The organism is Streptomyces sp. NPDC017979 (assembly GCF_044328175.1).
Taxonomy (GTDB): domain Bacteria; phylum Actinomycetota; class Actinomycetes; order Streptomycetales; family Streptomycetaceae; genus Streptomyces.
The window spans coordinates 102,935-125,060 of the sequence record NZ_JBIRGU010000013.1 but is presented as its reverse complement, the minus strand read 5'-3'; the positions used below and the strand labels follow the sequence as shown (position 1 = coordinate 125,060).

General features: G+C 71.5%; 19 protein-coding genes and 3 pseudogenes. 15 read left to right on the top strand and 7 right to left on the bottom strand.

Annotated features, from left to right (window positions below):
* Window positions 1-59 precede the first annotated feature (59 nt).
* Window positions 60-749 (bottom strand): type 1 glutamine amidotransferase domain-containing protein, encoded by a 690-nt coding sequence (locus ACH4E8_RS28145; RefSeq protein WP_398453271.1) that lies wholly within the window; start codon window positions 747-749, stop codon window positions 60-62.
* Window positions 750-1,038: 289 nt separating this feature from the next.
* Window positions 1,039-2,193 (bottom strand): Dyp-type peroxidase, encoded by a 1,155-nt coding sequence (locus ACH4E8_RS28140; RefSeq protein ID WP_398453268.1) that lies wholly within the window; start codon window positions 2,191-2,193, stop codon window positions 1,039-1,041.
* A gap of 88 nt (window positions 2,194-2,281) precedes the next feature.
* Here ACH4E8_RS28140 and ACH4E8_RS28135 point away from each other — a divergent pair, with 88 nt between their 5' ends.
* A complete protein-coding gene (locus tag ACH4E8_RS28135; protein WP_398453265.1) occupies window positions 2,282-3,640 on the top strand; it encodes a right-handed parallel beta-helix repeat-containing protein in 1,359 nt (452 codons plus the stop codon).
* Between the two features lie 40 nt (window positions 3,641-3,680).
* On the opposite strand, the pseudogene ACH4E8_RS28130 reads toward ACH4E8_RS28135, so the two are convergent.
* Window positions 3,681-4,022, bottom strand: a pseudogene (locus ACH4E8_RS28130) (IS5/IS1182 family transposase); the annotation flags it as partial.
* 218 nt (window positions 4,023-4,240) lie between these two features.
* Here ACH4E8_RS28130 and ACH4E8_RS28125 point away from each other — a divergent pair.
* Entirely contained in the window at window positions 4,241-5,014 is a 774-nt protein-coding gene (locus tag ACH4E8_RS28125) for a hypothetical protein (RefSeq protein WP_398453262.1), read from the top strand.
* Window positions 5,015-5,027: 13 nt separating this feature from the next.
* Window positions 5,028-5,882: a hypothetical protein gene (locus tag ACH4E8_RS28120; RefSeq protein ID WP_398453260.1), complete on the top strand. Its 855-nt coding sequence runs from the start codon at window positions 5,028-5,030 to the stop codon at window positions 5,880-5,882.
* A 131-nt stretch (window positions 5,883-6,013) separates the two neighbouring features.
* Here ACH4E8_RS28120 and ACH4E8_RS28115 read toward each other — a convergent pair whose 3' ends face one another.
* The gene (locus ACH4E8_RS28115; protein ID WP_398453473.1) at window positions 6,014-6,709 is read right to left on the bottom strand and encodes a hypothetical protein; all 696 of its coding nucleotides are present in this window, start codon (window positions 6,707-6,709) and stop codon (window positions 6,014-6,016) included.
* Window positions 6,710-6,956: 247 nt separating this feature from the next.
* Here ACH4E8_RS28115 and ACH4E8_RS28110 point away from each other — a divergent pair, with 247 nt between their 5' ends.
* Entirely contained in the window at window positions 6,957-9,473 is a 2,517-nt protein-coding gene (locus ACH4E8_RS28110; RefSeq protein WP_398453257.1) for an SdrD B-like domain-containing protein, read from the top strand.
* 92 nt (window positions 9,474-9,565) lie between these two features.
* On the opposite strand, the gene ACH4E8_RS28105 is transcribed toward ACH4E8_RS28110, so the two are convergent.
* The gene (locus ACH4E8_RS28105; protein WP_398453254.1) at window positions 9,566-11,821 is read right to left on the bottom strand and encodes an MMPL family transporter; all 2,256 of its coding nucleotides are present in this window, start codon (window positions 11,819-11,821) and stop codon (window positions 9,566-9,568) included.
* A 261-nt stretch (window positions 11,822-12,082) separates the two neighbouring features.
* Here ACH4E8_RS28105 and ACH4E8_RS28100 point away from each other — a divergent pair, with 261 nt between their 5' ends.
* From ACH4E8_RS28100 to ACH4E8_RS28065, 8 genes and pseudogenes are all read left to right on the top strand, one after another.
* The gene (locus ACH4E8_RS28100) at window positions 12,083-13,273 is read left to right on the top strand and encodes a sensor histidine kinase (protein ID WP_398453251.1); all 1,191 of its coding nucleotides are present in this window, start codon (window positions 12,083-12,085) and stop codon (window positions 13,271-13,273) included.
* Window positions 13,270-14,010 carry a response regulator gene (locus ACH4E8_RS28095; RefSeq protein WP_398453248.1) on the top strand — a complete coding sequence of 247 codons (741 nt, stop codon included), beginning with the start codon at window positions 13,270-13,272 and terminating at the stop codon, window positions 14,008-14,010. The genes ACH4E8_RS28100 and ACH4E8_RS28095 overlap by 4 nt, the downstream gene beginning before the upstream one ends.
* Window positions 14,011-14,034: 24 nt before the next feature.
* Window positions 14,035-14,211: pseudogene (locus ACH4E8_RS28090) on the top strand (hypothetical protein); the annotation flags it as partial.
* 84 nt (window positions 14,212-14,295) lie between these two features.
* On the top strand, window positions 14,296-14,760 hold the full coding sequence (locus ACH4E8_RS28085; RefSeq protein ID WP_398453246.1) for a hypothetical protein: 465 nt from the start codon (window positions 14,296-14,298) through the stop codon (window positions 14,758-14,760).
* Between the two features lie 435 nt (window positions 14,761-15,195).
* The gene (locus tag ACH4E8_RS28080; protein ID WP_398453243.1) at window positions 15,196-15,507 is read left to right on the top strand and encodes a hypothetical protein; all 312 of its coding nucleotides are present in this window, start codon (window positions 15,196-15,198) and stop codon (window positions 15,505-15,507) included.
* Window positions 15,508-16,063: 556 nt separating this feature from the next.
* Window positions 16,064-16,333 carry a hypothetical protein gene (locus tag ACH4E8_RS28075; protein WP_398453240.1) on the top strand — a complete coding sequence of 90 codons (270 nt, stop codon included), beginning with the start codon at window positions 16,064-16,066 and terminating at the stop codon, window positions 16,331-16,333.
* 12 nt (window positions 16,334-16,345) lie between these two features.
* Window positions 16,346-16,738 carry a DUF4262 domain-containing protein gene (locus tag ACH4E8_RS28070; RefSeq protein WP_398453470.1) on the top strand — a complete coding sequence of 131 codons (393 nt, stop codon included), beginning with the start codon at window positions 16,346-16,348 and terminating at the stop codon, window positions 16,736-16,738.
* A 131-nt stretch (window positions 16,739-16,869) separates the two neighbouring features.
* Window positions 16,870-17,883, top strand: coding sequence for a hypothetical protein (locus ACH4E8_RS28065; RefSeq protein ID WP_398453238.1), 1,014 nt, complete (start codon window positions 16,870-16,872; stop codon window positions 17,881-17,883).
* Here ACH4E8_RS28065 and ACH4E8_RS28060 read toward each other — a convergent pair.
* Window positions 17,808-18,179 carry a recombinase family protein gene (locus ACH4E8_RS28060; RefSeq protein ID WP_398453235.1) on the bottom strand — a complete coding sequence of 124 codons (372 nt, stop codon included), beginning with the start codon at window positions 18,177-18,179 and terminating at the stop codon, window positions 17,808-17,810. The two genes, ACH4E8_RS28065 and ACH4E8_RS28060, sit on opposite strands and share 76 nt — an antisense overlap.
* Before the next feature lie 196 nt (window positions 18,180-18,375).
* Between ACH4E8_RS28060 and ACH4E8_RS28055 the strand changes: the two genes are divergently transcribed.
* From ACH4E8_RS28055 to ACH4E8_RS28045, 3 genes and pseudogenes are all read left to right on the top strand, one after another.
* Window positions 18,376-19,014: an HD domain-containing protein gene (locus ACH4E8_RS28055; protein WP_398453232.1), complete on the top strand. Its 639-nt coding sequence runs from the start codon at window positions 18,376-18,378 to the stop codon at window positions 19,012-19,014.
* Window positions 19,015-19,234: 220 nt separating this feature from the next.
* On the top strand, window positions 19,235-19,654 hold the full coding sequence (panD, locus tag ACH4E8_RS28050) for an aspartate 1-decarboxylase (protein ID WP_398453230.1): 420 nt from the start codon (window positions 19,235-19,237) through the stop codon (window positions 19,652-19,654).
* Window positions 19,655-19,712: 58 nt separating this feature from the next.
* Window positions 19,713-20,069 (top strand): annotated as a pseudogene (locus ACH4E8_RS28045) (GNAT family N-acetyltransferase); the annotation flags it as partial.
* 311 nt (window positions 20,070-20,380) lie between these two features.
* On the opposite strand, the gene gndA reads toward ACH4E8_RS28045, so the two are convergent.
* Entirely contained in the window at window positions 20,381-21,829 is a 1,449-nt protein-coding gene (gene gndA / locus ACH4E8_RS28040) for an NADP-dependent phosphogluconate dehydrogenase (protein WP_398453227.1), read from the bottom strand.
* Window positions 21,830-22,126: the final 297 nt, after the last annotated feature.

Below are 22,126 nucleotides of genomic sequence, written 5' to 3'. Positions count from 1 at the left end.
CCGGGCCCGGCCCGGTTCCCTACCGACGCACCACCGCGCGCCGCGTCAGCTCACGGACCTCACGCCCCGCCCTCCCGGACCAACGACACCAGGGCCTCCGCCGCGGGATCCGAAGAGGCCGGGTTCTGCCCGGTGATCAGCAGGCCGTCCCGTAGAACGTACGGCTGCCAGTCGTCGGCCTTGGAGTACGCCCCGCCGAGCGCGGTCAGCTCGTCCTCGACCAGGAAGGGGACGACGTCGGTGAGTTGGACGGCCTCCTCCTCCGAATTGGCGAATCCGGTGACCCGCCGGCCCGCGACCAGCGGCGTGCCGTCCTCCTGGACGACGTGCCGCAGCACCCCCGGGGCGTGGCACACCAGCGCCACCGGACGGCCCGAGCGCAGGGTCGTCTCGATCAGCCGCGCGGAGACCGCGTCCTCGGCCAGGTCCCACAGCGGCCCGTGACCGCCGGGGTAGAAGACGGCGTCGAAGTCGCCGGCCGGGACCGAGTCGAGCCGTACGGTCCGCGCCAGCGCCCCGGTCGCCTCCGCGTCGGCCTCGAAGCGCCGGGTCAAGTCCGTCTGGAACTGCGGCTCGTTGCTCTTGGGATCCAGCGGCGGCTGCCCGCCCTCGGGCGAGGCGAGCACGAGCTGCGCACCGGCCTCCTTGAAGCGGTAGTACGGCGCCGCCAACTCCTCCAGCCAAAAACCGGTCTTGCGACCGGTGTCCCCCAACTCGTCGTGCGAGGTGAGAACGATCAGAACCTTCATGACACGCTCCTGCGCGAGTGGACCGACGCCGTCCGTGCGGCCGCCGACGGGCCGCACGGTCTCCAACGGCTCAAAGACTTCCCTGTCGAGACGGCGAGCACGTGCACCCAGGCCGCGGCAATCGCGTGATAGCCCATCACTGCCTGCTGCACGGCACCTCCCCGTGCGCCCCGCACGCCCCGGGCGCGCCGACCGAGGCGTACGTCAGTCAGGGCGGACGCACGTCAGGAGGAGCCGCCCGCCCGCTGCGGTGCAGCGGCCCACGGCCCGCACCGCAACCGCGGCGGGCTCAGCCGAACAGCGGGGAACCGAGCGGGCGTCGTCGGTCGAAGCCGGGGAGGACCAGGAAGGTCGCACTGGCGGTCGTGGTGGTGAAGGGCAGCAGTGCGTCGGAGGCGTCCATGCGGGAGAGCGTCGCCGTGAAGGTCCGCAGGTCGTTCTGGAAGCTGATGAAGAGCAGCCCGGGGGGCTCGTCGGTGCTGTAGGAGCGACGGAGCATGTGCCCGACGCCGACCGCGGTGGGGTTCGCCCGGCGCACATGGGCGTCCACGGGGACGAGGTAGCGCCCGTCGGGAGTCTTGGCGCCGAGTTGCGGGCCCGAGGCGACGGTGCCGCCGGAGAGGGGCACGCCGCTGCCCCGGCGTCGGCCGAAGACCGCCTCCTGCTCGGCGACGGACAGGGCGGCGAACCGCGTCACGTCGAGTTCCATCCGGCGCAGTACGGCGAGGGTTCCGCCGGCGACCGCAGCGGGCCCGGCCAGCCACAGGTCGCGTTCTTGTTCGGCGGTGGTGTGCGGGCCCACGATGCCGTCGATGAACCCGAGGAGGTTGCGCGGTGCGGTGAGCCCCTCGGCGACGGGCACTTCCGCACCGCGGCGTCCGGCCTGCCGCCACCGTTCGCGGATGCGGTCGCCGGCCCGGTCCAGGAGCGCGGCGACGACGACGGGCACGAGCAGTGCGTCGCTGGCGCAGATCTGCATCAGCAGATCGCCGCCGAGTGCCCGGCGGGCGATCCGCTCGCGGGAGAACCGCGGGAGGTCGGCCGCGCCGGGCAGCGCGGAACCGGCCGTGCGCACCAGCCGCGGACCCACGCCGACGGTCACCGTCAGATCGCCCGGGGGCAGGCCCGACAGCCGCGGGTCGGCCCCGGAAGTGAGGGAGCGTACGGCCTCGCCGAGGTCCGCCAGCAGGGGGCCGGGCGCCACCGCGGAGTCGACGTCGGCCACCACCGCCAGCAGGTTGCGCTGGGCGGTCCGGGGAAGCGTGACGCCCGCCTGGTGTCGGCCCGTCGCCGCCACCGTGGCGGGCGTCGCCGCGGCGGAAGGGGCGGGCCGGTCCGCCCGACCGGAGTCCGGCGAGCACCCGGCGACGAGCCCGGCCGCCACCGTCGCACCGGTGACGTCGAGGAACGCGCGGCGGGACGGATGGCGATCGGCGCGGTGCATGATCTGTAGGGTGCCATGCCCGCTCCGCCGTTCTCTGCCCAACTGCCTTAATGCCGCGTTGAATTGTCCGGCGTGCCAGACTGGGATCATGTCTCGATTAGCTCGTCGCGCGACGACGGCGAAGGTGACGGCGGCGGCCCTGGGCGCGCTGACGCTGGTGGTCGGTTGCGGCGGTGGCGGTGACGACGGGGGCTCGGACCGGGGCCGCCGGCCGGCCGGCGCCCAGGTGACGATCCGGGTGCCCGGCGACGCCCCGACGATCTCGGACGCGGTGTCCCTGGCCCGCCCCGGTGATCTGGTGCTGGTCGCGCCCGGCGTGTACCGCGAGTCGGTGAAGATCGACACGGCTCGGATCACGCTGCGGGGCGAGTCCCGGGGCGAGGTCGTCGTCGACGGGCAGTTGCAGCGGCCGAACGGAGTCGTCGTCACGGCGCCCGGGGTGGCCGTGGAGAACCTGACCGTGCAGAAGAACACCCAGAACGGGGTCCTGGTCACCGGCTCCGCGGCGGCGGTCGCCGGGCTGCCGGGGAGCGGCGGGTACGACACCGGCGACGAACCCGTCCGCCTCCTGAAGTCGTTCCGCGTCTCGCACGTCACCGCGACCCGCAACGGCCTCTACGGCATCTACGCGTTCTCCGCCCAGAACGGCGTCATCGAGCACTCCTACGCATCGGGCGGGGCGGACTCGGGGATCTACGTCGGCCAGTGCAAGCCGTGCCGGATCGTGGTGCGCAACAACGTCTCCGAACTCAACGCGGTCGGTTACGAGAACACCAACGCCAGCGGCGAGCTGTACGTGGTCGGCAACCGCTTCGTCGGCAACCGCGTCGGGCTGACCACCAACTCCGACCACCAGGAGAAGCTGCTCCCGCAGCGCGACACCGTCATCGCCGGCAACCTGATCGCGGACAACCAGCAGAAGCTGACCCCCGTCCAGGCCGACGGCGGCTGGGGCATCGGCGTCGGCGTCGACGGCGGCAGCGAGAACCGGTTCGTCCGCAACCGGATCACCGGCAACGCCAACGTCGGGCTCATGATCACCGCGACCGCCGACCTGACGGCGGACCGCAACCGGATCGAGGGGAACACCTTCACCGCCAACGGCGTCGACGTCGGCTGGACCTTCCCCACCGCCACCCGTGGACAGGGCAATTGCCTACGGGGGAACGTGCTCCGGACGACCGTACCGGCAGGCATCGCGGACACCGCGTCGTGTACGGCTCCCGCCACGTCGCCCACGCCCTCCGGCAGTTGGCGGAGCCAGACGGCGCCGGCGGGCATTCCGTTCACCGACGTGGCCGCGCCCGGCCCCCAGCCGGAGTTCCCGCAGGCCGCCAACGTCGGGCCCACCGCAGTGCCGGACGCTCCGGCCCTCCCGGACCTCGCGGACGTCGTGCTGCCGCCGCCGTCCCTGCTCGCCACCGGTGCCCGGGTCCAGATCTCGTAGGCGATGCACCTCGCGGGTGACGGGCCTCGGCCGCATTTCTGCCGAGGCGTTTGCGGTGGGTCTGGTCCGCTGGTTGCGGGATCACCGCCTGGATCTCGTGCTTGCACAGGTGCTCGCGGAGCGCACGGGACGAGTAGGGCTTGTCGGCCAGCGCGACGGCGGGTCGGTTCCTGGGTCTGCCGCGGGGCCCGGCGGCCCGGACGGCGGCCCTGACGTGAGTGGACGCGGGTGCGTCACCGGACCGGCCAGGTGTGGCGACGAAGGCCAGCGGGCAGCAATGGCCGTCGGCGCTGGAGCCCTCGGCCTGCTGGACGCTGCGGTCGGCGCGCTCGTCACGACCTGACCCCCGGACGGCCCGGGCGTCGTCCGAGCGTTCGACCATGCGTGAGGAGCCCCACGCGAGTAGCGTGGAAACAACGGATGAGCCCCGCGTTGCGAGTGCCGTGTCCCCAGGAGGCGGCCAGGCCGGTTCGCCTCCCTTCCAGGAAAGGAACGCCCTGTAAGGAGTGGTGAGCGATGGGCCTACCGCTAGCCGACCCCATGACCGCCTGTGCGTTGACACCGGACAGAGGTGCCGCCTACCGGTACGACGGACCACCCATGTCCTGGAGCAGAATCGGCAACGACCCCTTGTTCGACCTGTTCGGCGGCGTCTTCGGCCTGGTGGCCACCGTGCCACCCGACGGTCAGCTGTATTTCCTACGGAGTGTGGCGCACACGCCTCTGGGCGTACTTCCCTCGTGGGACCACATCGGTAATCCGGGTGCGTCGTTCACGGTGACCGCCGAGAGTGTTTATGGACTCACGCCGGACGGCGCGCGTGTTTACCGTTATGACGGGACGCCCATGTCGTGGACTCAGGTCGGCACTGCTGCAGGGCAGATCTTCGGCGGAACTTGGGGTCTTGTCGCCACTGACCCCAACACGGGTGACCTGTTCCATTACCTTGGAAGTCCGTTCAACTGGGAAGCCATCGGTCTCCCCGGCGCGGCTTTCGCCGTCACTGCCGAGAGTGTTTATGGGCTGACCCCCGACGAAGCTCGTGTTTACCGTTATGACGGGACGCCCATGTCGTGGACTCAGGTCGGCGGCCCTGCGATTCGTCTCTGCGCGGGGCCCTGGGGTCTCGTCGCCAACTCGCCCAATGGCGATCTGTATCACTATCTCGGGACCCCGTTCGATTGGGAGCTCATCGGTGGCCCCGGTGATGCCTTCGCTGTCGCCGCTGACACCGTGTACGGCCTCACCCCTGACAGGGGCGCCGTCTACCGTTACGACGGGACGCCCATGTCCTGGACCCAGGTCGGCGGCCCCGCCGCCGCCATCACCGCGGCAGGACGCGTCTTCAACGCCGGTGATCTCGGGACCATCTGAAAGGAGGAGAGCCATGACAGGGGAAACCGTCACCGGCATCTGCGCCTTGACCCCCGACCGAGGTCGGGCATATTGGCACGACGGCCCGGACGACACGTGGCAGGACACCAGCGGGAACGGAGGCGGCCCGAACAACACCCCGTTCGTCAATCTCTACGGCGGGGAGTACGGCGTCGTCTGCACGGTGTCCAACGGAGAGCTGTGGAAGTGGGACTGGCCCTTCAGGAACTACAACCTGGACCTCGCGCAGCGATGGTTCCACATCGGTAATCCGGGTGCGTCGTTCACGGTGACGGCCGAGAGTGTTTATGGACTCACGCCGGACGGCGCGCGCGTTTACCGTTATGACGGGACGCCCATGTCGTGGACTCAGGTCGGAACTGCTGCAGGGCAGATCTTCGGCGGAAGTTGGGGTCTTGTCGCCACTGACCCCAACACGGGTGACCTGTTCCATTACCTTGGAAGTCCGTTCAACTGGGAAGCCATCGGTCTCCCCGGCGCGGCTTTCGCCGTCACTGCCGAGAGTGTTTATGGGCTGACCCCCGACGAAGCTCGTGTTTACCGTTATGACGGGACGCCCATGTCGTGGACTCAGGTCGGCGGCCCTGCGATTCGTCTCTGCGCGGGGCCCTGGGGTCTCGTCGCCAACTCGCCCAACGGCGATCTGTATCACTACCTTGGGACCCCGTTCGATTGGGAGCTCATCGGTGGCCCCGGTGATGCCTTCGCTGTCGCCGCTGACACCGTGTACGGCCTCACCCCTGACAGGGGCGCCGTCTACCGTTACGACGGGACGCCCATGTCCTGGACCCAGGTCGGCGGCCCCGCCGCCGCCATCACCGCGGCAGACCACTTCTTCAACGAATAGGAGCCGTATCCCGCGCACGCCCTTCCCGCACGTCCTCCTGGGCGGTCCGTGGCGCAGTACCGTCCGCCGCAGGGGGCCGATGCGCTCGCGGACGTCGAGGACGTCGAGGACGACGGGGAAGACGGCCCGCCCTACGGTGCCGGTGTGCCCGCGCTTGCCGGTTGGACCGGGACGTACGCATGGGTGTCGAAGTCGACGACCACCGGCTGCGGCGCGGAGGCGATCCCGGCCTGGACCCGGTACATGGTGCCGTCCGCGCCGATCCAGTAGCGCACCGTCGGTGACGCACTGGCTACGGTGCCGGCGTCCGGCCCGTTCATGACGTCCGTCTGACGGCCCCGCACCCGGTCCCGCCCGACCCACGCCGCGCCGTTCTGCGGCAGCAGTGCCGCGTTGTCCGGCCGGTCGTTGCCGAGGTGGAGCGCGATGGCCAGCGAGCTGTCCAGCGACATTCCGGACGCTTGCAACGGGCGACGGTGCCAACCGGACGCGGGCGGCGACTTCGGTGCGACCGTCGGAGGTTGCGCCATGGGGCGCACGAGGACGGTGGTGCCCGTCCACTGGATCAGCCCGGAGCTGGAGGCGTCGCGGCCGGTCCCGCGCACCACTCCGTAACCGTTGTGGGTGCGGTAGTCGACGGAGCCGGTGATGACCAGCCCGCCGTCGGCGCTCGGCACGGTGATCGTCACCGCCCGGCCGCCCGCCTGGTAGTTGAGGAACCGGGAGACGGCCAGTCGATTCACCTCGTCCGAGGTCAACGCTCGCGGGGTGGCGGGGCCGTCGCCGTCGCCGAGGAGGGCGAAGGCGGCGGCCGCGGCGGCGGCGATGCCGATGGCGGCGGCCGCCAGCCACCGGACCTTCGGCCACCGGCGACGACCCGCTCCGCGTCCCGGCGCGCCCCGCTTGACGTCGATGCTGCGTGTTCTGATGCTCCGCACGCGGCGCGACTGTAACAGGTCTCCCCGAGGTGCCGGCAAAGTCCGCACATCGCGGACATGATGTGCCGTCAGCTAGTAGGCTCCCGCTGGAATTTGCCGAGATCGGCGCTGGCGCAGGGCGATGCAAGGGAGTGCCATGCCATTACGTGGACTGGTGCGGGTGGGACTGTCCGGCCTGTTACTGGTGGGGAGCGGCATAGGTGCGGTGGTCACCGGGGCCGGGCAGGCCGGCGCCACGGCCTCCGACGGCACCCTGACCGTCGAGGTGCTGCGGGACTTCTTCGGCACCGGCGTGATCAACTCGACCATGGACGTGCCGCAACGGGGCATGAAGGTCACCGTCAGCGACCCGGCCGGCCATCGCGTCACCCGGGTCACCGACGTCACCGGCAAGGTCGTCGTGTCGCCGTCGAGCGAGCTGGCCGGCGGCCGGTACCGGGTCGACGTCACCGTCCCGGCGCCCTACAGCGACTACCTACGGGCGGCACCCGCCTCGACCGCGCCGAACCACTTCGACAGCTTCACGACGTTCGTCGACGTCTCGGACGGCAAGGACGCCTCGGTGACCACCGGGGTCTGGAACCCGGCCGACTACGCCCTGCCCGACTCCCGCTACTTCGTACCGATCCAGAGCGGTGCCGGCGGGACGGACACCCGGGCGCTGGTGGCGTTCGGGACGGGCGCCCGCGGGAACTGCCCCACCCCGCAGGCGTGTCCGGAGGTGCTCAACACCCAGGACCAGGTGGGCACCACCTTCGGACTGGCCTACGACAGGCACCGCAAGCAGCTCTTCCAGTCGGCGTTCGCCCGCCGCTACACCGAGTACGGGCCGTCCGGCGGCGACGCGATCTACACCGTGCCGGCCGACGGAGGCGCAACGAAGCTGTTCGCGAAGGTGCCGGGCGCCGCCGAGACCCCGCACGACACCGCCAACCTGATCAAGGACGCCGGGTTCACCGACGCACCGGGCAAGGAGAGCATCGGCGGCCTGGCCCTGTCGGAGGACGGCTCGACGCTGTACGCCGTGAACCTGCGCACCCGGAGCCTGGTCAGCTTCGACGCGACCGGACCCACCGCCTCGGCGCCCAAGGCGACCGTGTCGATCCCCGACCCGGGCTGCGCGTCGGCCGGGGACTGGCGTCCGTTCAGCGTGGCCGCCCACGACGACAGCCTCTACGTCGGCGGGGTGTGCAGCGCGGAGAGCACGCAAAAGCGCGCGGACTTGAAGGCCGTCGTCGCCACCTACGACCGCGGGCAGTTCACCACCGTGCTGTCCCAGCCGCTGACCGCCGAACGCGGGAGCGTGCTCACCGGCAACTCCGGCCGCGACCAGGTCAACCACTGGAACCCGTGGAACACCGACCTGGCCGACTGGGACACCCTCCAGGTGGGCACCGCGATGATCAACCCGCAGCCGGCGCTCGCCAGCATGGCCTTCACCCGCGACGGCTCGCTGGTCCTCGGCTTCCGCGACCGCTTCATGGACGTGGTGAGCTGGGGCGGACTGGACCCGCGGCCGGGCAAGGACACCCCGCAGCACGGCATGTCCGGCGGCGACATCAACATGGCCTGCGCCAAGCCCACCGGCGGCTACGAGTGGGAGGGCACCGGAAGCTGCCCCGACCACGCCACGGATCCGACCGTCGACGGGGTCCAACCCCCGGGCGTCGTCGAGTACTTCCCGGGCGACTTCTTCCCGAACGGCGGCTCCGCGACCCAGCCCGGGCCGCACCAGGAGTCCGCCCTGGGGTCCGTCGCCTACATCCCGCAGCAGCAGTGGGTCGTCAGCACGCAGATGGACCCGACCGGCCGCGTCATCACCAGCGGGACCGGCTATTACGACGTCGCCACCGGCCTCGGCCCCGGCAACGACCCGGTCAAGAACGCGTACGAGTTCGTCGGCCCCAACCAGAACGGCTTCGGCAAGGCCGGTGGCCTCGGCGACATCGCGTACGCCGCGGCGAACGCACCGATCCAGATCGGCAACGTGGTGTGGTTCGACGGCGACCGCAACGGCGTCCAGGACCCGGGGCACGTACTGCTGCCGGACGCGACCATCAACCTCCTGGACGCCGCGGGCAAGAAGGTCGCCACGACCACGACCGATGCGGCGGGCGAGTACTACTTCGGCGGGGTCGGCGCGGAGTACGAGTTGACGCCGGGCGCGAAGTACACCGTGCAGTTCGACGTGTGCACGGCGGACACCAGCAAGGTCCCGGGCCAGCCGGCCGCCACCGACCTGCGGTTCACCCTGCCGCGGACCGGTGACGACCGGGTGCACGACTCCAACGTGACCCCACCGACCAGCGGCCGGCTGTGCAACGGGTACGCACCGGTCACCGCACCGGCCAAGCCGGGAGGGGTCGACCACACGATCGACGCCGGCGTGTACGTCCCGAAGGAGCCGTCGCCGAGGCCCACGCCGACGGCGTCCCCGTCGCCCGCTCCGACTCCGACGTCCGCTCCGACGTCGATGCCGCCGACGACCCCGGCCCCCAACGCTCCGGGACCGGACGGCGGCCGGAAGCCGGGCGGACTGGCCAACACCGGCACGTCCGGCCTGGGCCAGGCGATCGCCCTCGTCGCCGTGCTGCTCGGTGCGGGCGCGGCAGCCGTCCTGATCAGTCGTAAGCGGCGCGCCAGGCACCGCTGACGTCCGAAGACCCCGATGGGCCGGTGCGATGCACCGGCCCATCGGCACGACCGGGACCGGCAGCGACCTCGCCGGCCCGATTCGGGTGGTGGTCAACCGGTGTGCGTGAAGGAATCCGGCCGGTGGTCGGCTGCGGGGCGCACGGGCGAGGCCGGCTCCGCGTGCTTGCCGCGGCCGCGGCGCCCACCGGGGCGCACCGGCCACCAGATGAGGCGGCCGAGCAGCGCCGCCGCAGCCGGGACGAGCACGATCGAGAGGACGAACGCGGACAGCAGGATCCCGAGCCCCGTGGCGAAGCCGATCTGCTGGGTGGCGGCGTTCGAGCCGACCGCGAGGCTGCCGAAGGACGCGGCGAGGACGATGCCCGCGGTGGCGATGGCCGGTGCGGTGTGGCGCACGGCGCGGGCGACTGCGGCACGGGCCGGGCGCCGGCCCTCCATCTCCTCACGGATGCGGTCGCTGATCAGGATGTTGTAGTCGGTGCCGATGGCGATGACGAAGAGGAACAGCACGAGCGGCAGGACGAAGTTGACGCCGGGCTCGCCGAGCGCGTGCTGGAAGACGAGGGCGGCGGAGCCGAGCGTCGCGGCGAAGCACAGGCCCACCGACAGCAGCAGGACGACCGGCGCGAGCACGCTGCGCAGCAGCACCAGCAGGATCAGGGCGATCAGGGCGGCGGCCACCGGGAAGACGGTCTTCAGGTCCTTGTCGACGGCGGTGGAGATGTCGGCGAAGATCGCCGCCGTACCGCCGACATGGGCTTCGAGGTCCTTCGGGGTGTGGGCCGCGACGGTGTCCCGCACCGGCCCCGAGACCAGGTCGCGAGCGGCTTGCGTCTGGGAGTCGTGCGTCAGGTACAGATCGACGCGCACAGCGTCGCGCTGCTCGTTGAAGACGGGTTCGCCCACCTGGCCGACGCCCTCGACACGGGCCAGCTCGCCGGGTAGCGCGCCCAGGTCACCGGCGCTGAGGCGCTGCCCACCGGGGGCCGTGACGTAGACCGTGGCGGGGTCGGAGACGCCGGCCGGGAGGGCACGGGCGATCTCCGCGGCGGTGGCGGCCGCCTGGGTCTCGTGGTGGGTGCCTCCCTGCGCGAAGTCCATGCGGATGCCGGTCATGCCCACGGCGAGCGCGCCGAGCAGGACGGTACCGGCGAGGAGGGAGATCAGCGGCCTGCGGGCCACGAGGTCACCGGTCTTCCCGGCGAGTCCGGGGCGAGGCGCGCGCTTCAGGGCCCGGGACGGCCAGAACATGCCACGGCCGGTGGCCGCGAGCAGGGCGGGCATCAGCGTGAGGCTGGCCAGGAGCATGACGAGTACGGAGACGGCCACGGCGGGCCCGAGCACCCGGAACTGCCCGAAGGTCGCGACGCCCAGGGTGGCGAAGGCCGCCACGATGGTGAGGGCGGCGGAGGTGACGGCGGTGCCGACGCGGGCGCCGACCTCGGCCGCGACGGCGCGCGGGGACGCGTCGGGCCGTTCCTGCAGCAGCTCGCGGAAGCGGAACAGCAGGAACAGGAAGTAGTCGATCCCGATGCCGATCAGGACGACGTTGATCATGCTGGGCGTCGAGGCGTCCAGCATGATGCCGGTGAGCAGGGCGCCGCCGACGACGACGCCGGTCGCCGCGCCGCCCACGATGACGACCGCGAGCAGCGGGATGAACGCGGCGGCCACGCTGCGGAACACCAACACGTTGATCAGCACGATCAGGCCCAGCATCAGCAGGCCGACGATGCGCTGGGTGGGCTCCTCGGCGTCGCGGGTGTCGACTTGGTCGGCGAGGCCGCCGGTGAACCCGGTCCGCAGGTCCACGTCGGCGAAGGCGTCCACGACCTGCTCGCGGAAGGCCCGGAACAGGCTGTGCATGCCGGGGTCGACGGCGTTGCCCTCAAGGCGTGCGGACAGCAGCTCGAAGGTGCGGTCCGGGGCGGTCATGCCCACGCTGACCTCGGGGGTCTGCGAGTAGTCCTCGGCGAGGAACGGGATCTGGTCGTCCGACTTCGTCGACGTGTCCTGCGGGGACGGCATCGCCACGCGGCGGCTGCCGAGCTCCTCGGCGACGGACGCGATGCGCTTCTGGTCGGCGCCGGTCAGGGGCTTGCCGTCGGGCCGTGCGACCAGGATGGTGACCGTGCTGGCGTCGGACGCCACGCCGAACTCCTCCTCGGCGATCCGCAGCGCGGCGGCCGAGTCGTAGCTCTTCGGCAGGAAGTCGCCGCTCTGCGCCTGACTCGCGCGGGGCATCAGCGCTCCGGCGAGCACGGCGAGGAAGATGCCGATCACCGACCACAGGGCGATGACCTTCCAGGGATGGCGGGTGGAGAACCCGGTCAGGGCACGGATCACGGACTGCCTCCGGCAAAGTGGAGTGGATGCTTCGCCGGGGCTTCCGGCCTGCTGCTGCCAGCACACCAGCGGGAACGCGCCGGATCGTCCGAGCCGGGAACGAGATGGAGGCTGGGAGCGCGGGGCCGCCGGACCCCCGGCTGGGACCCTGCTCCTGGTCCGGGATCGTCCTCAGGCCCCACGACCCGGGTCGGAACCCGGAGAGAATGGGCGGTGAGGTGACCGAGGCGGGAGAGCCCCGGTGACCGAGGAAGGAACACGATGCCCACGACCCAGGCCGCGCCCACCGGGAAGCGCGCCAGACCGGCCCTCGGCGAGGCCATGCCCTGGACCCGCAACGACGCTCTCGTCGCGGTCGGCGCTGCGGCCCTCGACCTGATCGGCTTCACCCTCACCAGCCAGGACGTCCAGGGCTTCGTCCCCGTGGCCGGCTGTCTGCTGACGACGGTGTCGGCCCTGGCGCTCCTCGCCCGGCGGCGGGCCCCGCTGCTCACGCTCGCCGCCGTCCTGACCGTCACCCTCACCGTCCTGCTGAGCTGGCCGGTGGGCCAGGGCCTGAACGCGGCCGTGGTCGTCGCCCTCTACTCCGTCGTGCGCGCCCGCCGCGTCGCCGTCTTCGTCCCGGCGGCCCTGGTGTGTGTGGCGATGCCGCTGGTGGCGGGGGCTCCCTGGTCCCAGTCCTTGGTCCTGAAACTGGTGGGGAACTGCGCGGCCGTGCTGTTCGTGGTCGCCGCCGGACTCGTGATGAACCGCTGGCAGCAGGAGGTCGAAGCCCACCGCAGGCTGCTCGCCGAGCGGGCCGTGGCCGACGAGCGCCGTCGCATCGCCCGCGAGATGCACGACATCGTCGCCCACCACGTCACGACGATGCTGCTGATGGCGGGCGGCGCCCGCGCCAACCTCGACCGGAGCCCGGAGGTGGCGCGGGACGCCCTCGTCACCCTGGAGGGTCTGGGGCGCACGGCACTGCACGAGATGCGGCAGCTGCTCGACGTCCTGCGGGCCGACGACGAGGCACCGGAGGAGACGACCGCGCCGCAGCCGGGCATCGCGGACCTGGAGCGGATCGTCGCCGAGTCGTGCGCGGCCGGCCTGCCCACGGAGTTCGAGGTACGGGGAGAGCCCCGGCCGCTGCCGACCAGCACCGGTCTGACGGTGTTCCGGGTGGTGCAGGAGGCGCTGACGAACACCCGCAAGTACGCGGGAAGCGGCGCTCACGCGCGTGTGGTCCTCACGTACGGTGACCAGGAGACGAGGGTGGACGTCCTGGACGACGGGGAAGGGACGGCCGACGGTTTCGTGTCCGTGCCCAGCTCCGGATACGGGCTGATCGGCATGCGCGAACGCGTCGCACTGCACGGCGGCACCGTGGAGGCGGGCCGCCGCGACGGACCGGGCTATCAGGTCACGGCACGCCTGCCGCTGCCGGAGGAAGAGGGAGCACTGTGGTGAGCGGGACGACGGACGGAGCGAGCGGGGCGACAGCGACGGACCCGGCGGACCCCGCCACCATCCGGGTGCTGATCGCCGACGACCAACTCCTCGTACGCCGCGGGCTGGTGCTCATGCTCGGGCCCGAACCCTCCGTCGAGGTCGTCGGCGAGGCCGCAGACGGCGCACAGGCGGTGGAACTCGCCCGGCGGCTACGGCCCGACGTCGTCGTCATGGACATCCGCATGCCGGTCCTGGACGGCATCGCCGCCACGGCACGGCTCACCCAGGAGGTGCCCGACTGCCGGGTGCTCGCGCTGAGCACCTTCGACATGGACGAGCACGTGGTCGCCGCCCTGCGCGCCGGCGCCTGCGGCTTCCTGCCCAAGGACATCTCGCCCGAGGAACTCGTCACGGCGCTGCGCGTGGTGCACACCGGCGAGGCAGTGGTCGCCCCACGCCTGCTGACCCGCCTCATCTCCTCCTACGTGACGGCCCCGCAGCGCCCGGAGCGGCCCGCCACCACGGTCGGCCCGGCGGGCATCCTGGTCGAGCTGACGCCCCGCGAGCGGGAGACCTGGCGCCTGATCGCCACCGGCCTGGACAACGCCGCGATCGCGGAGGCGATGTTCATCAGCCCGTCGACGGTGAAGAACCACATCACCGCGCTCTTCGCGAAGCTCCAGGTCCGCGACCGGGCGCAGGCGGTGATCGCCGCGTACGAGGCGGGACTGGTCAGAGCGGGCGAGCGCGAGTGACGCGGGTACGTCCACGACGGCGCGGGCCGGGTCGTGGAGACGACCGGCCCTGACGGGGCACTGTCCTCGCGGTTCTCGTACGACGCACAGGCTCGTGTCACCCGTTTCACGGACTCCACCGGTGCGGTGACCGTGACCCGGTACAACGACCTTTGCTGCGGTGACGGTGCTCTCGCGTGCCCCGGCGACGATCAGCCCTGAGGGGCGTCCGGCCGCTGCGACGAATGCATGCGGAATGCGGCAGAGTAGGCGACGACAAGCAACAAAGACTCGGAGGGAACGGTGATGGAACTGACGCTCCTGCCGGAGGTAGGAGTCGCCACCATCCGGCTCGGCATGACGGCCGACGATGCGGTCGGGGCCGCGCGGGAGCTGGGCTTCGTCCCGTCGGACGCGGACCACGGCGACGCCCCGGGCCAGGTCGTCTGCGAACACGCCGCTTCCGATTCGGACATCACCCTCGGCTTCACCAAGGGCGCGCTGACCGACATCCACGTCTACCGTTTCCGGAACGAGGCCGCGGACGTGCGCGTCACCCTCGACGGACTCGACATCTTCCGCACCCCGAGCGAACGACTGCTGGAAGGGCTGGAAGAGCGCGGCCACCGGGTGGAGCAGAACGACGACGGCGTCGACACCCTGCCGGATCTGAAGGTGATCCTCTCCAACGAGAGCAGCTTCGACTACCCGTCGGACGAGGAAGGCGACCCGATCTACTTCGACTACGCCCTCGTCACCTTGGGGAGGTAGCCGCATGACCGACTGGGCCAGTCCCAGTCGGCTCTCGGTGTCTCCGACCGGTCGGCCAGGTCACGGACGGTGACCCCGGAGTGGATGAGCCAGAGGTCGCTACCAGGCGGAGTCACATCCGAACGGCACTTGCCCTCGGGAGCGTCCGGCACCGTGGCATCGGCGTCGTCCTCGACCATGCGGTGCTACGCGCGGCGGGTGAGCGGCATCCGCGCCTGGCAGGGATACGCGGCGAGCGGTTCCCACTCCTTCGTCCAGGTTCATCGGAACTCACTTCCGAGGGGACTCCTGACGGCTCGATCCGGACCTGGCCCGGTCCTCGAGCCGGTTGGCGTGGACACGCAGGGGGGCGTCATGATGGGGGCCATGACGAATAGGGGCGGCGGGACAGCGAACGGGCCAGTGGTGTGTCCCCGGTGCGGAGCGGAAGGCATCGTGGCGGTCGCCGGCGCGACCGAGACCAATGGGTGCGCGCACTTCGCGGAGGGAACCCTGATCGCGTTCATTGCCGGGGCTGCGGGCCTGCACTACTCCGAAGAACGGGGCTGGCCCTGGCTCGCGCCGGTCGGGGCCGTCGCCGCGGTGCTCCTCTTCGTCGGCACGATCGCCATCGTCCGAAGCGAGAACCGAAACGCGCGGAGGGCGCGGGCCGCCGTGGACCGTGCTGCCGCGACCGGCACCGTAGCCACCCACTACTGCACCGCGTGCGGCGAGGCGTCCTCCCTCCGGGACATCGAAAACGCGTGACCATTTCACGACCACGGCTGACTTCCCAACAGGCTCTACCCGAGCGGGCGTTGAACGCACCCAAGCGCCCCGGCCCGCCGACGGGACAGTTCACCGGGGGACGCAGCGAACACGTGGGCGTCGCGCCGGGGTTCGAAAGCGCCACCACCGCCCTCGCCTGCCCTGGACAGCGCACTGTGCCAGCCGGCCGCAACGATTCCATCCCACCGGGCGCTCGGCCTCATCCACACCTCCTGCGCCGACTACCCCGTCCATGCTGCCGAGTGCGAGTCGCGGCGACCGGTCAAGTGGCGCTCGACCGACCCGGCGGCCAAGGCCACGGCGACCGTCGACCAGCTCCTCGACCTCATCGCCGAACGGCTCACCCCGGACGCGTTCGACACCGAGGCGGTACGCACCCTGACCGAGCGCCGTAACACCCGGCTGGACGGCGCTGCTCGGCAACGTCGTTGTCCGGCGACCGGGAGAACCGGAGGTGTACGCCGAGACCGCCGAACTCCATGAGCTAATCCGCCCCGGGAACCCCGACCGGGGTCATCCACCCCTGGAGGACGACGTGCGCACCACCGACGAGGGATGGGGCCTGGCCGACGATCCCGGAGAATTGTTCGGCCCGACGAACGTGCGCTGGGATCCAACCGTTCAGTGGTTCACCGGGGACGGCTTTGCCGCTCACCTTCGCTCGTTGTCGCCGTACCGCAGACTCGGGCGCGACGTCCGTGAGTCCTTGCTCGACGCCGTCGCCGAGCGGATCCGCACGCGAAGGGGCGATCGAGCACGACGCCGTTGCCTGAGCGCCCTCCGTGTTGGACGGCGCGCCCAGTGAAGCACCGTCGGGCTGTGGCACACGCATGGGTCGCCCGAGCCGGCCATGCTCGGCCCGGGCATCCGCACGATGCACACGCTGCTCAACTCACTCGGTGACAAGGCCCCGGCAGGAACACTGCCTGCCGCCGACCAGGAGCACCACGGCATCATCGAGGGCTACCCGGTTGCGCTGAGGGATGCCGCTCTCCGCTGGTATCGGACGTTCTTCGGGCGGGCGATCGACCGGCCCATCGACGGGAAACCTCAGGCAGGAGCTGTGCACCCGGGGCGACCACCCCCCGAAACCCCGGCAACTGTGCCCCGCCGCCGAAGACTGGACCCTCACGTTCACCGACTCGATGTCCACGTCGACCGACAGCACACCGCAACACCCGTGATCGATGGAAACAGCAACCCCTCCTAGCGGGGCTCCAGATCGTCCACGATGGGGCAGTCGAGCTGACGACCGAGGGATGAGTCGTCTCCGCCGCACGGCGGAGACAAGTAGGAACAGCGCAGGATGTGTCGAGAGTGCGTGGTCGCCAGTCTGAGGACATGACCCAGATCTCCCGCTCCGTCTCCCCTCCCGTCCCCGCTCGGCTCCCTGGTCCCGGCCGGGCGTCGCGGGTGCTGCGGGCCGTCGCCATCGCTTCCTGCTTCCCGTATCTCGCGCTCAAGGTCGCCTGGATCGCGGGCAGTCGTATCGGGATCCCGAGCGGCAGTTCGCTCCTCGACGAGGACAAACGGGCACTGCTGATCGGCGTCAACGCGGTCACCGTGCTGATGGACGCGGCCGTCATCGTGCTCGCCCTGGTGCTCACCCGGACCAGGGGCCACCGCGTGCCCGCCCCGCTGCTCGTGTTTCCCATGTGGGTGGCGACCGGGCTGCTGACACCGATCATGGCGGGCTTCCCGCTCCAACTGACGGTCGGCCTCTTCACGGGGCCGGAGGAGAAGTCGACGTCGAACGGCGACCCCTTCCTCGACGACTGGGTCTACGGCATCGTCTACGGCGGCTTCATCGTCCAGGGCCTCACCCTGGGCATCCTCTTCGTGCGGTACGCGCGGGAGCGCTGGGGCCATGTCTGGCAGGGACGCATGGGCGACCTGCCGCGCGACACCTGCGGCCGTGCGGCGCGCACGGCCTCCGTCGCGGGCGCCCTGCTGGCGCTGGTGCCCATCACGGTGCACCTGATGTGGGCCGCGGGCTCCACGACCGGACTGCCGCAGCAGCGGATCGACGAACGCACTGGCTCCTTCGCCGCGCTTGAGTCCCTCAGCGCCGCCACCGCGACCATCGCCGCCGCAGGGCTGCTGCTCCTCGTCTTCGCGCCCCGCGCCGCGACATTCGCCCGACTTCCGGTGAAGGTGCCGCTCGCCGCCGCCTGGGCGGGCTCGGGAGCCGTCGGCTGCTGGGGCGCCTGGATGTCGTTCGCCGGACTGATCCCCCAGGACGACCCCGCCAAGCAGCCCCCCGCGCTGATGACCCTGACCTACGCCGTGTCCATGATCGCCGGATTCCTGCTCGCCCACGGTGTCGCCTCCTTCCTCAAGCGACGCACTCCGTGACGATGCCCTCCGGACCTCCGGCCCCGGCGCGGCCGACCGCCGTGCCTGCCCTTGCGGGCCGCGGTGTCGAGCCCTTCGAGCGTGGACTCGCGGATGTTCTCGCGCTCGGTCTCAGCCATCGTGGCGAAGAACGCGAGCAGCAGCTTCCCCGGGCCGGTGGGGTCGTAGGTGCCGGGCAGGGGGCCGGCGAGCACCTCCAGGATGAGGCCGTGGGCGGTGAGGTGGTCGGCGAGCGCGGTGAGTTCGGCGGCTTCGCGGCCGAGGACGCAGGGCTGCGCAGGGACGTCGACGCTCACCCGGGCGTACGAGCCGCCGCCTCGTCCGGCGTCGGACGAACACCGCCTCGGCGGGGAGTCGGTGGGCCGACTGACCTCATGGGCATGGCGGCAGGCCGAGGCGCGCGCGAAGGTGGTGGTCGTCAGCGAACACGCGAGGAGGCGCGCAGGGCGCCGGCGTGTTGAGCAACGGACGTCACGGAAGGGTGTACTGACCATGGGCGAGACCATCGCGGGCGTACGGATCCCGGACAGTGCTCTGGCGCGGGAAGCGACCGAGCTGGTGCGGGACGCCGCCCCGCCGCTGTTGTACGACCACTCCCGGCGGGTGTTCCTCTTCGGGGCGCTCCGGGGTCGGGAGCAGGGGCTGTCGTTCGAACCCGAGTTGCTGTACGTGGGCGCGATGTTCCACGACCTCGGGCTGACCGAGCGCTTCCGCCGCACGGACCAACGCTTCGAGATCGACGGTGCCGACGAGGCCCGCCGCTTCCTCGAACGGCACGGCATCACGGGGGAGCGGGCCGACCGGGTCTGGACGGCGATCGCCCTGCACACCACCCCGGAGATCCCCCTCCACATGGCGCCCGAGGTCGCCCTCGTCACCCGCGGGGTCGAACTGGACGTCCTGGGCATCGGCTACGACGCCGTCTCCGACGCGCAGCGCGCGGCCGTCGTCGCGGCGCATCCGCGCCCGGACTTCAAGAAGCAGATCCTCGCGGCCTTCACCGACGGCATCAAGGACCGCCCGCAGACCACCTTCGGCAACGTCAAGGCGGACGTCCTCGCGCACTTCGTCCCCGGCTTCGAACGCGGTGACTTCGTGGAGGTCATCCAGGGCTCCGACTGGCCCGAGTGAGGCCCGTGCCGCTACCGGGGCGGGGGGCGGGTCATCGCCCGCTCGCCCCATAACTGTGGGCCGGCAGTTGCTGGCACAGCCGATCTCGGCCAGCACGTGGTCAGCGTGAGTCCTGAAGGGCCTGGGGGTAGCTGCCCGCTCCAGGAGGGTCGTTGTATGGTAGGGAACGCACTTGACCTGCAAAGACGCAGGCAGGGAGCCTCTATTCAGGAGCATTTCCATGCTGCGCACCATGTTCAAGTCCAAGATCCACCGCGCCACGGTGACCCAGGCCGACCTGCACTACGTGGGGTCGGTCACCGTCGACGCCGATCTGATGGAAGCGGCCGACCTGTTGCCCGGTGAGCTCGTCCACATCGTGGACATCACCAATGGGGCGCGGCTGGAGACCTACGTCATCGAGGGTGAGCGCGGCTCCGGTGTCATCGGCATCAACGGCGCCGCCGCCCACCTCGTCCACCCCGGTGACCTCGTCATTCTGATCAGCTACGCCCAGGTGGCCGACGCCGAGGCCCGCTCGCTGGTGCCGGCGGTGGTGCACGTCGACGCCGACAACCGCATCGTGGCGACGGGCACGGACGCCTCGGCTCCCGTGCCGGGAAGCCGCACCGAGCGCAGCCCGCACGCCGTCGTGGTCTGATCGTTCCGTCCGCCCCGCACCGCGGGGCGCAGCACCACAGCGGCACCAAGAGGAGGCGGCCATGGCCGACGAGCGGAAGCGCGACCTGCGGGACGACCGGGGCCGAGGGCTGCTGGAGGCGTACGACGCCGGGACCGTCGCCGGCCGCATCGCGTACTTCGTGCTGGACGGGGAGCCGGCGGCGCTCGTCGCCGTGCACACCGTCGTCGAACCGCAGTACGAGGGCCGTGGCATCGCCGGGGCGCTGGTCGGCGAGTTCTACGCGATGGCGGCCCGCGAGGGCGTGCCGGTGGTGCCGCTGTGCCCGTACGCCGCCGCATGGGCCAAGCGCCACCCCGAGCAGGCCCCGGTCGCCCCGGCGGAACTGGTGGCCACGGCCGAAGCGCAACTGCGGGAGCGCCCCGAGCGGTGGTGACCCGCGGTCGGCACGATCGGCGTTCCCGGCCGTGCCGCGCCCCCGGACCGGTGGGTACGCTTCCGGTACGGGGGTATGCGCCACACATTCGACGGCGACCGTGGAGGACCGGCATGACCCAGCCGCCCGTACCGCCCTCACCGATCCCGGCCCCGGGGCCGCCCGGACCGCTGCCCGGGCCCGTACCGACGCCGCAGCCGCCGCCGGTGCCCCCGGACCCGATTCCCCAGCCGGGCCCCGACCCGAACCCCTCGCCCGAGCCGCAGCCGGAGCCCCAGCCGGCGCCGGGACCGGCCTGACGGACCCCGCCGTCAGCCGGTGGACACCTCGGAGCGGTCCCCGCCCCACAGGGTGTGGAACGAGCCCTCGCGGTCCGTGCGTCGGTAGGTGTGCGCACCGAAGAAGTCGCGCTGGCCCTGGGTGAGCGCGGCCGGCAGCCGCGGCGCCCGCAGCGCGTCGTAGTACGCCAGCGCCGCCGCGAAGCCCGGCGTCGGCACGCCCTGGCGGGCCGCCGTCGCCACCACCTCGCGCCAGTCGTCCTGGGCCTGCCCGATCTCCCGCGCGAACTGCTCGTCCGACAGCAGGCTCGGCAGGTCGGGGCGGGCGTCGTAGGCCGCGCGGATGCGGTCGAGGAAGGCCGCGCGGATGATGCAGCCGGCCCGCCAGATCGAGGCCACCGAGCCGGGGTCGACGTCCCAGCCGTACGCCTCGCTGCCCGCCTGGATCTGGTGGAAGCCCTGCGTGTACGAGACGATCTTCGACGCGTACAGCGCCTGCTCCACCCGCTCGGCGAACCGGGCGGCCCCGGCCTCGTCCAACGGCTTCGGCTCGGGGCCCGGCAGCGCCCGCGAGGCGTCGCGCAGCTCCGTGTGGCCCGACAGCGAGCGGGCGAAGACGGCCTCCGCGATGCCGGACACCGGCACGCCGAGGTCCAGCGCGATCTGCACGGTCCAGCGGCCGGTGCCCTTCTGCTCCGCCCGGTCCGCGACGACGTCGACGAACGGCGCGCCCGTCGCGGCGTCCACGTGCGCCAGCACCTCCGCGGTGATCTCGATCAGATACGAGTCCAGCCGGCCGGTGTTCCACGAGCGGAACGTCTCCGCGATCTTCGCGGGGGAGTAGCCGGCGACGGTGCGCAGCAGGTCGTACGCCTCGGCGATGAGCTGCATGTCCGCGTACTCGATGCCGTTGTGCACCATCTTCACGAAGTGGCCGGCGCCGTCGGGGCCGATGTGCGCGACGGTCGGCGTGCCGTCGGGCGCCTTCGCCGCGATCCTCTCCAGCAACGGCCCCAGGGAGGCGTACGACTCGGCCGAGCCGCCCGGCATGATGCTCGGGCCGTGCAAGGCCCCCTCCTCGCCGCCGGAGATCCCCACCCCGACGAAGTGGATGCCGCGCTCGCGCAGCTCCTTCTCCCGGCGGCGGGTGTCGGCGAAGTGCGCGTTGCCGCCGTCGATGATGACGTCGCCCTCCTCCAGCAGCGGCGCGAACTCCTCGATGACCGCGTCGGTCGCCTCGCCCGCCTTCACCATGATGACCAGCCGCCGCGGACGCTCCAGCGCGGCGACGAAGTCCTGCGCCGACTCGGCGGGGACGAAGGCGCCCTCGTCGCCGAACTCGTCCACCAGCGCCCGCGTCCTGGCCGCCGTCCGGTTGTGCACCGCGACCGTGAGGCCGTTGCGGGCGAAGTTGCGGGCGAGGTTGCGGCCCATCACCGCGAGTCCGGTGACACCGATCTGTGCCGTGGCATCTGCGTCCATCACTGCTCCTGATGTGTCCGTCGTATGCGTCGTCGTACGGTGCGTCTGCGTCGGGTCCGGACCGCACGCGCGTCCGCCGCCTCGGCGCCCCGGCCGTTCACCGATCATCAATCCCGGGCTGGCAGGGAAAATTTCCCCGGCCCCGGCGATTTTCGTCCCGATGGCGCGATCCGCGGCGACGGTGCCCCGGGGGCCTTCCGCCCCCGCTGCGCCCCCTGCGCGGGGGGTGAGCCCTTGTCATCGTCAGTGCACAGCACTTAAGTTGACCGCTTGGTATGTGACCTTCCTGTTATTTGT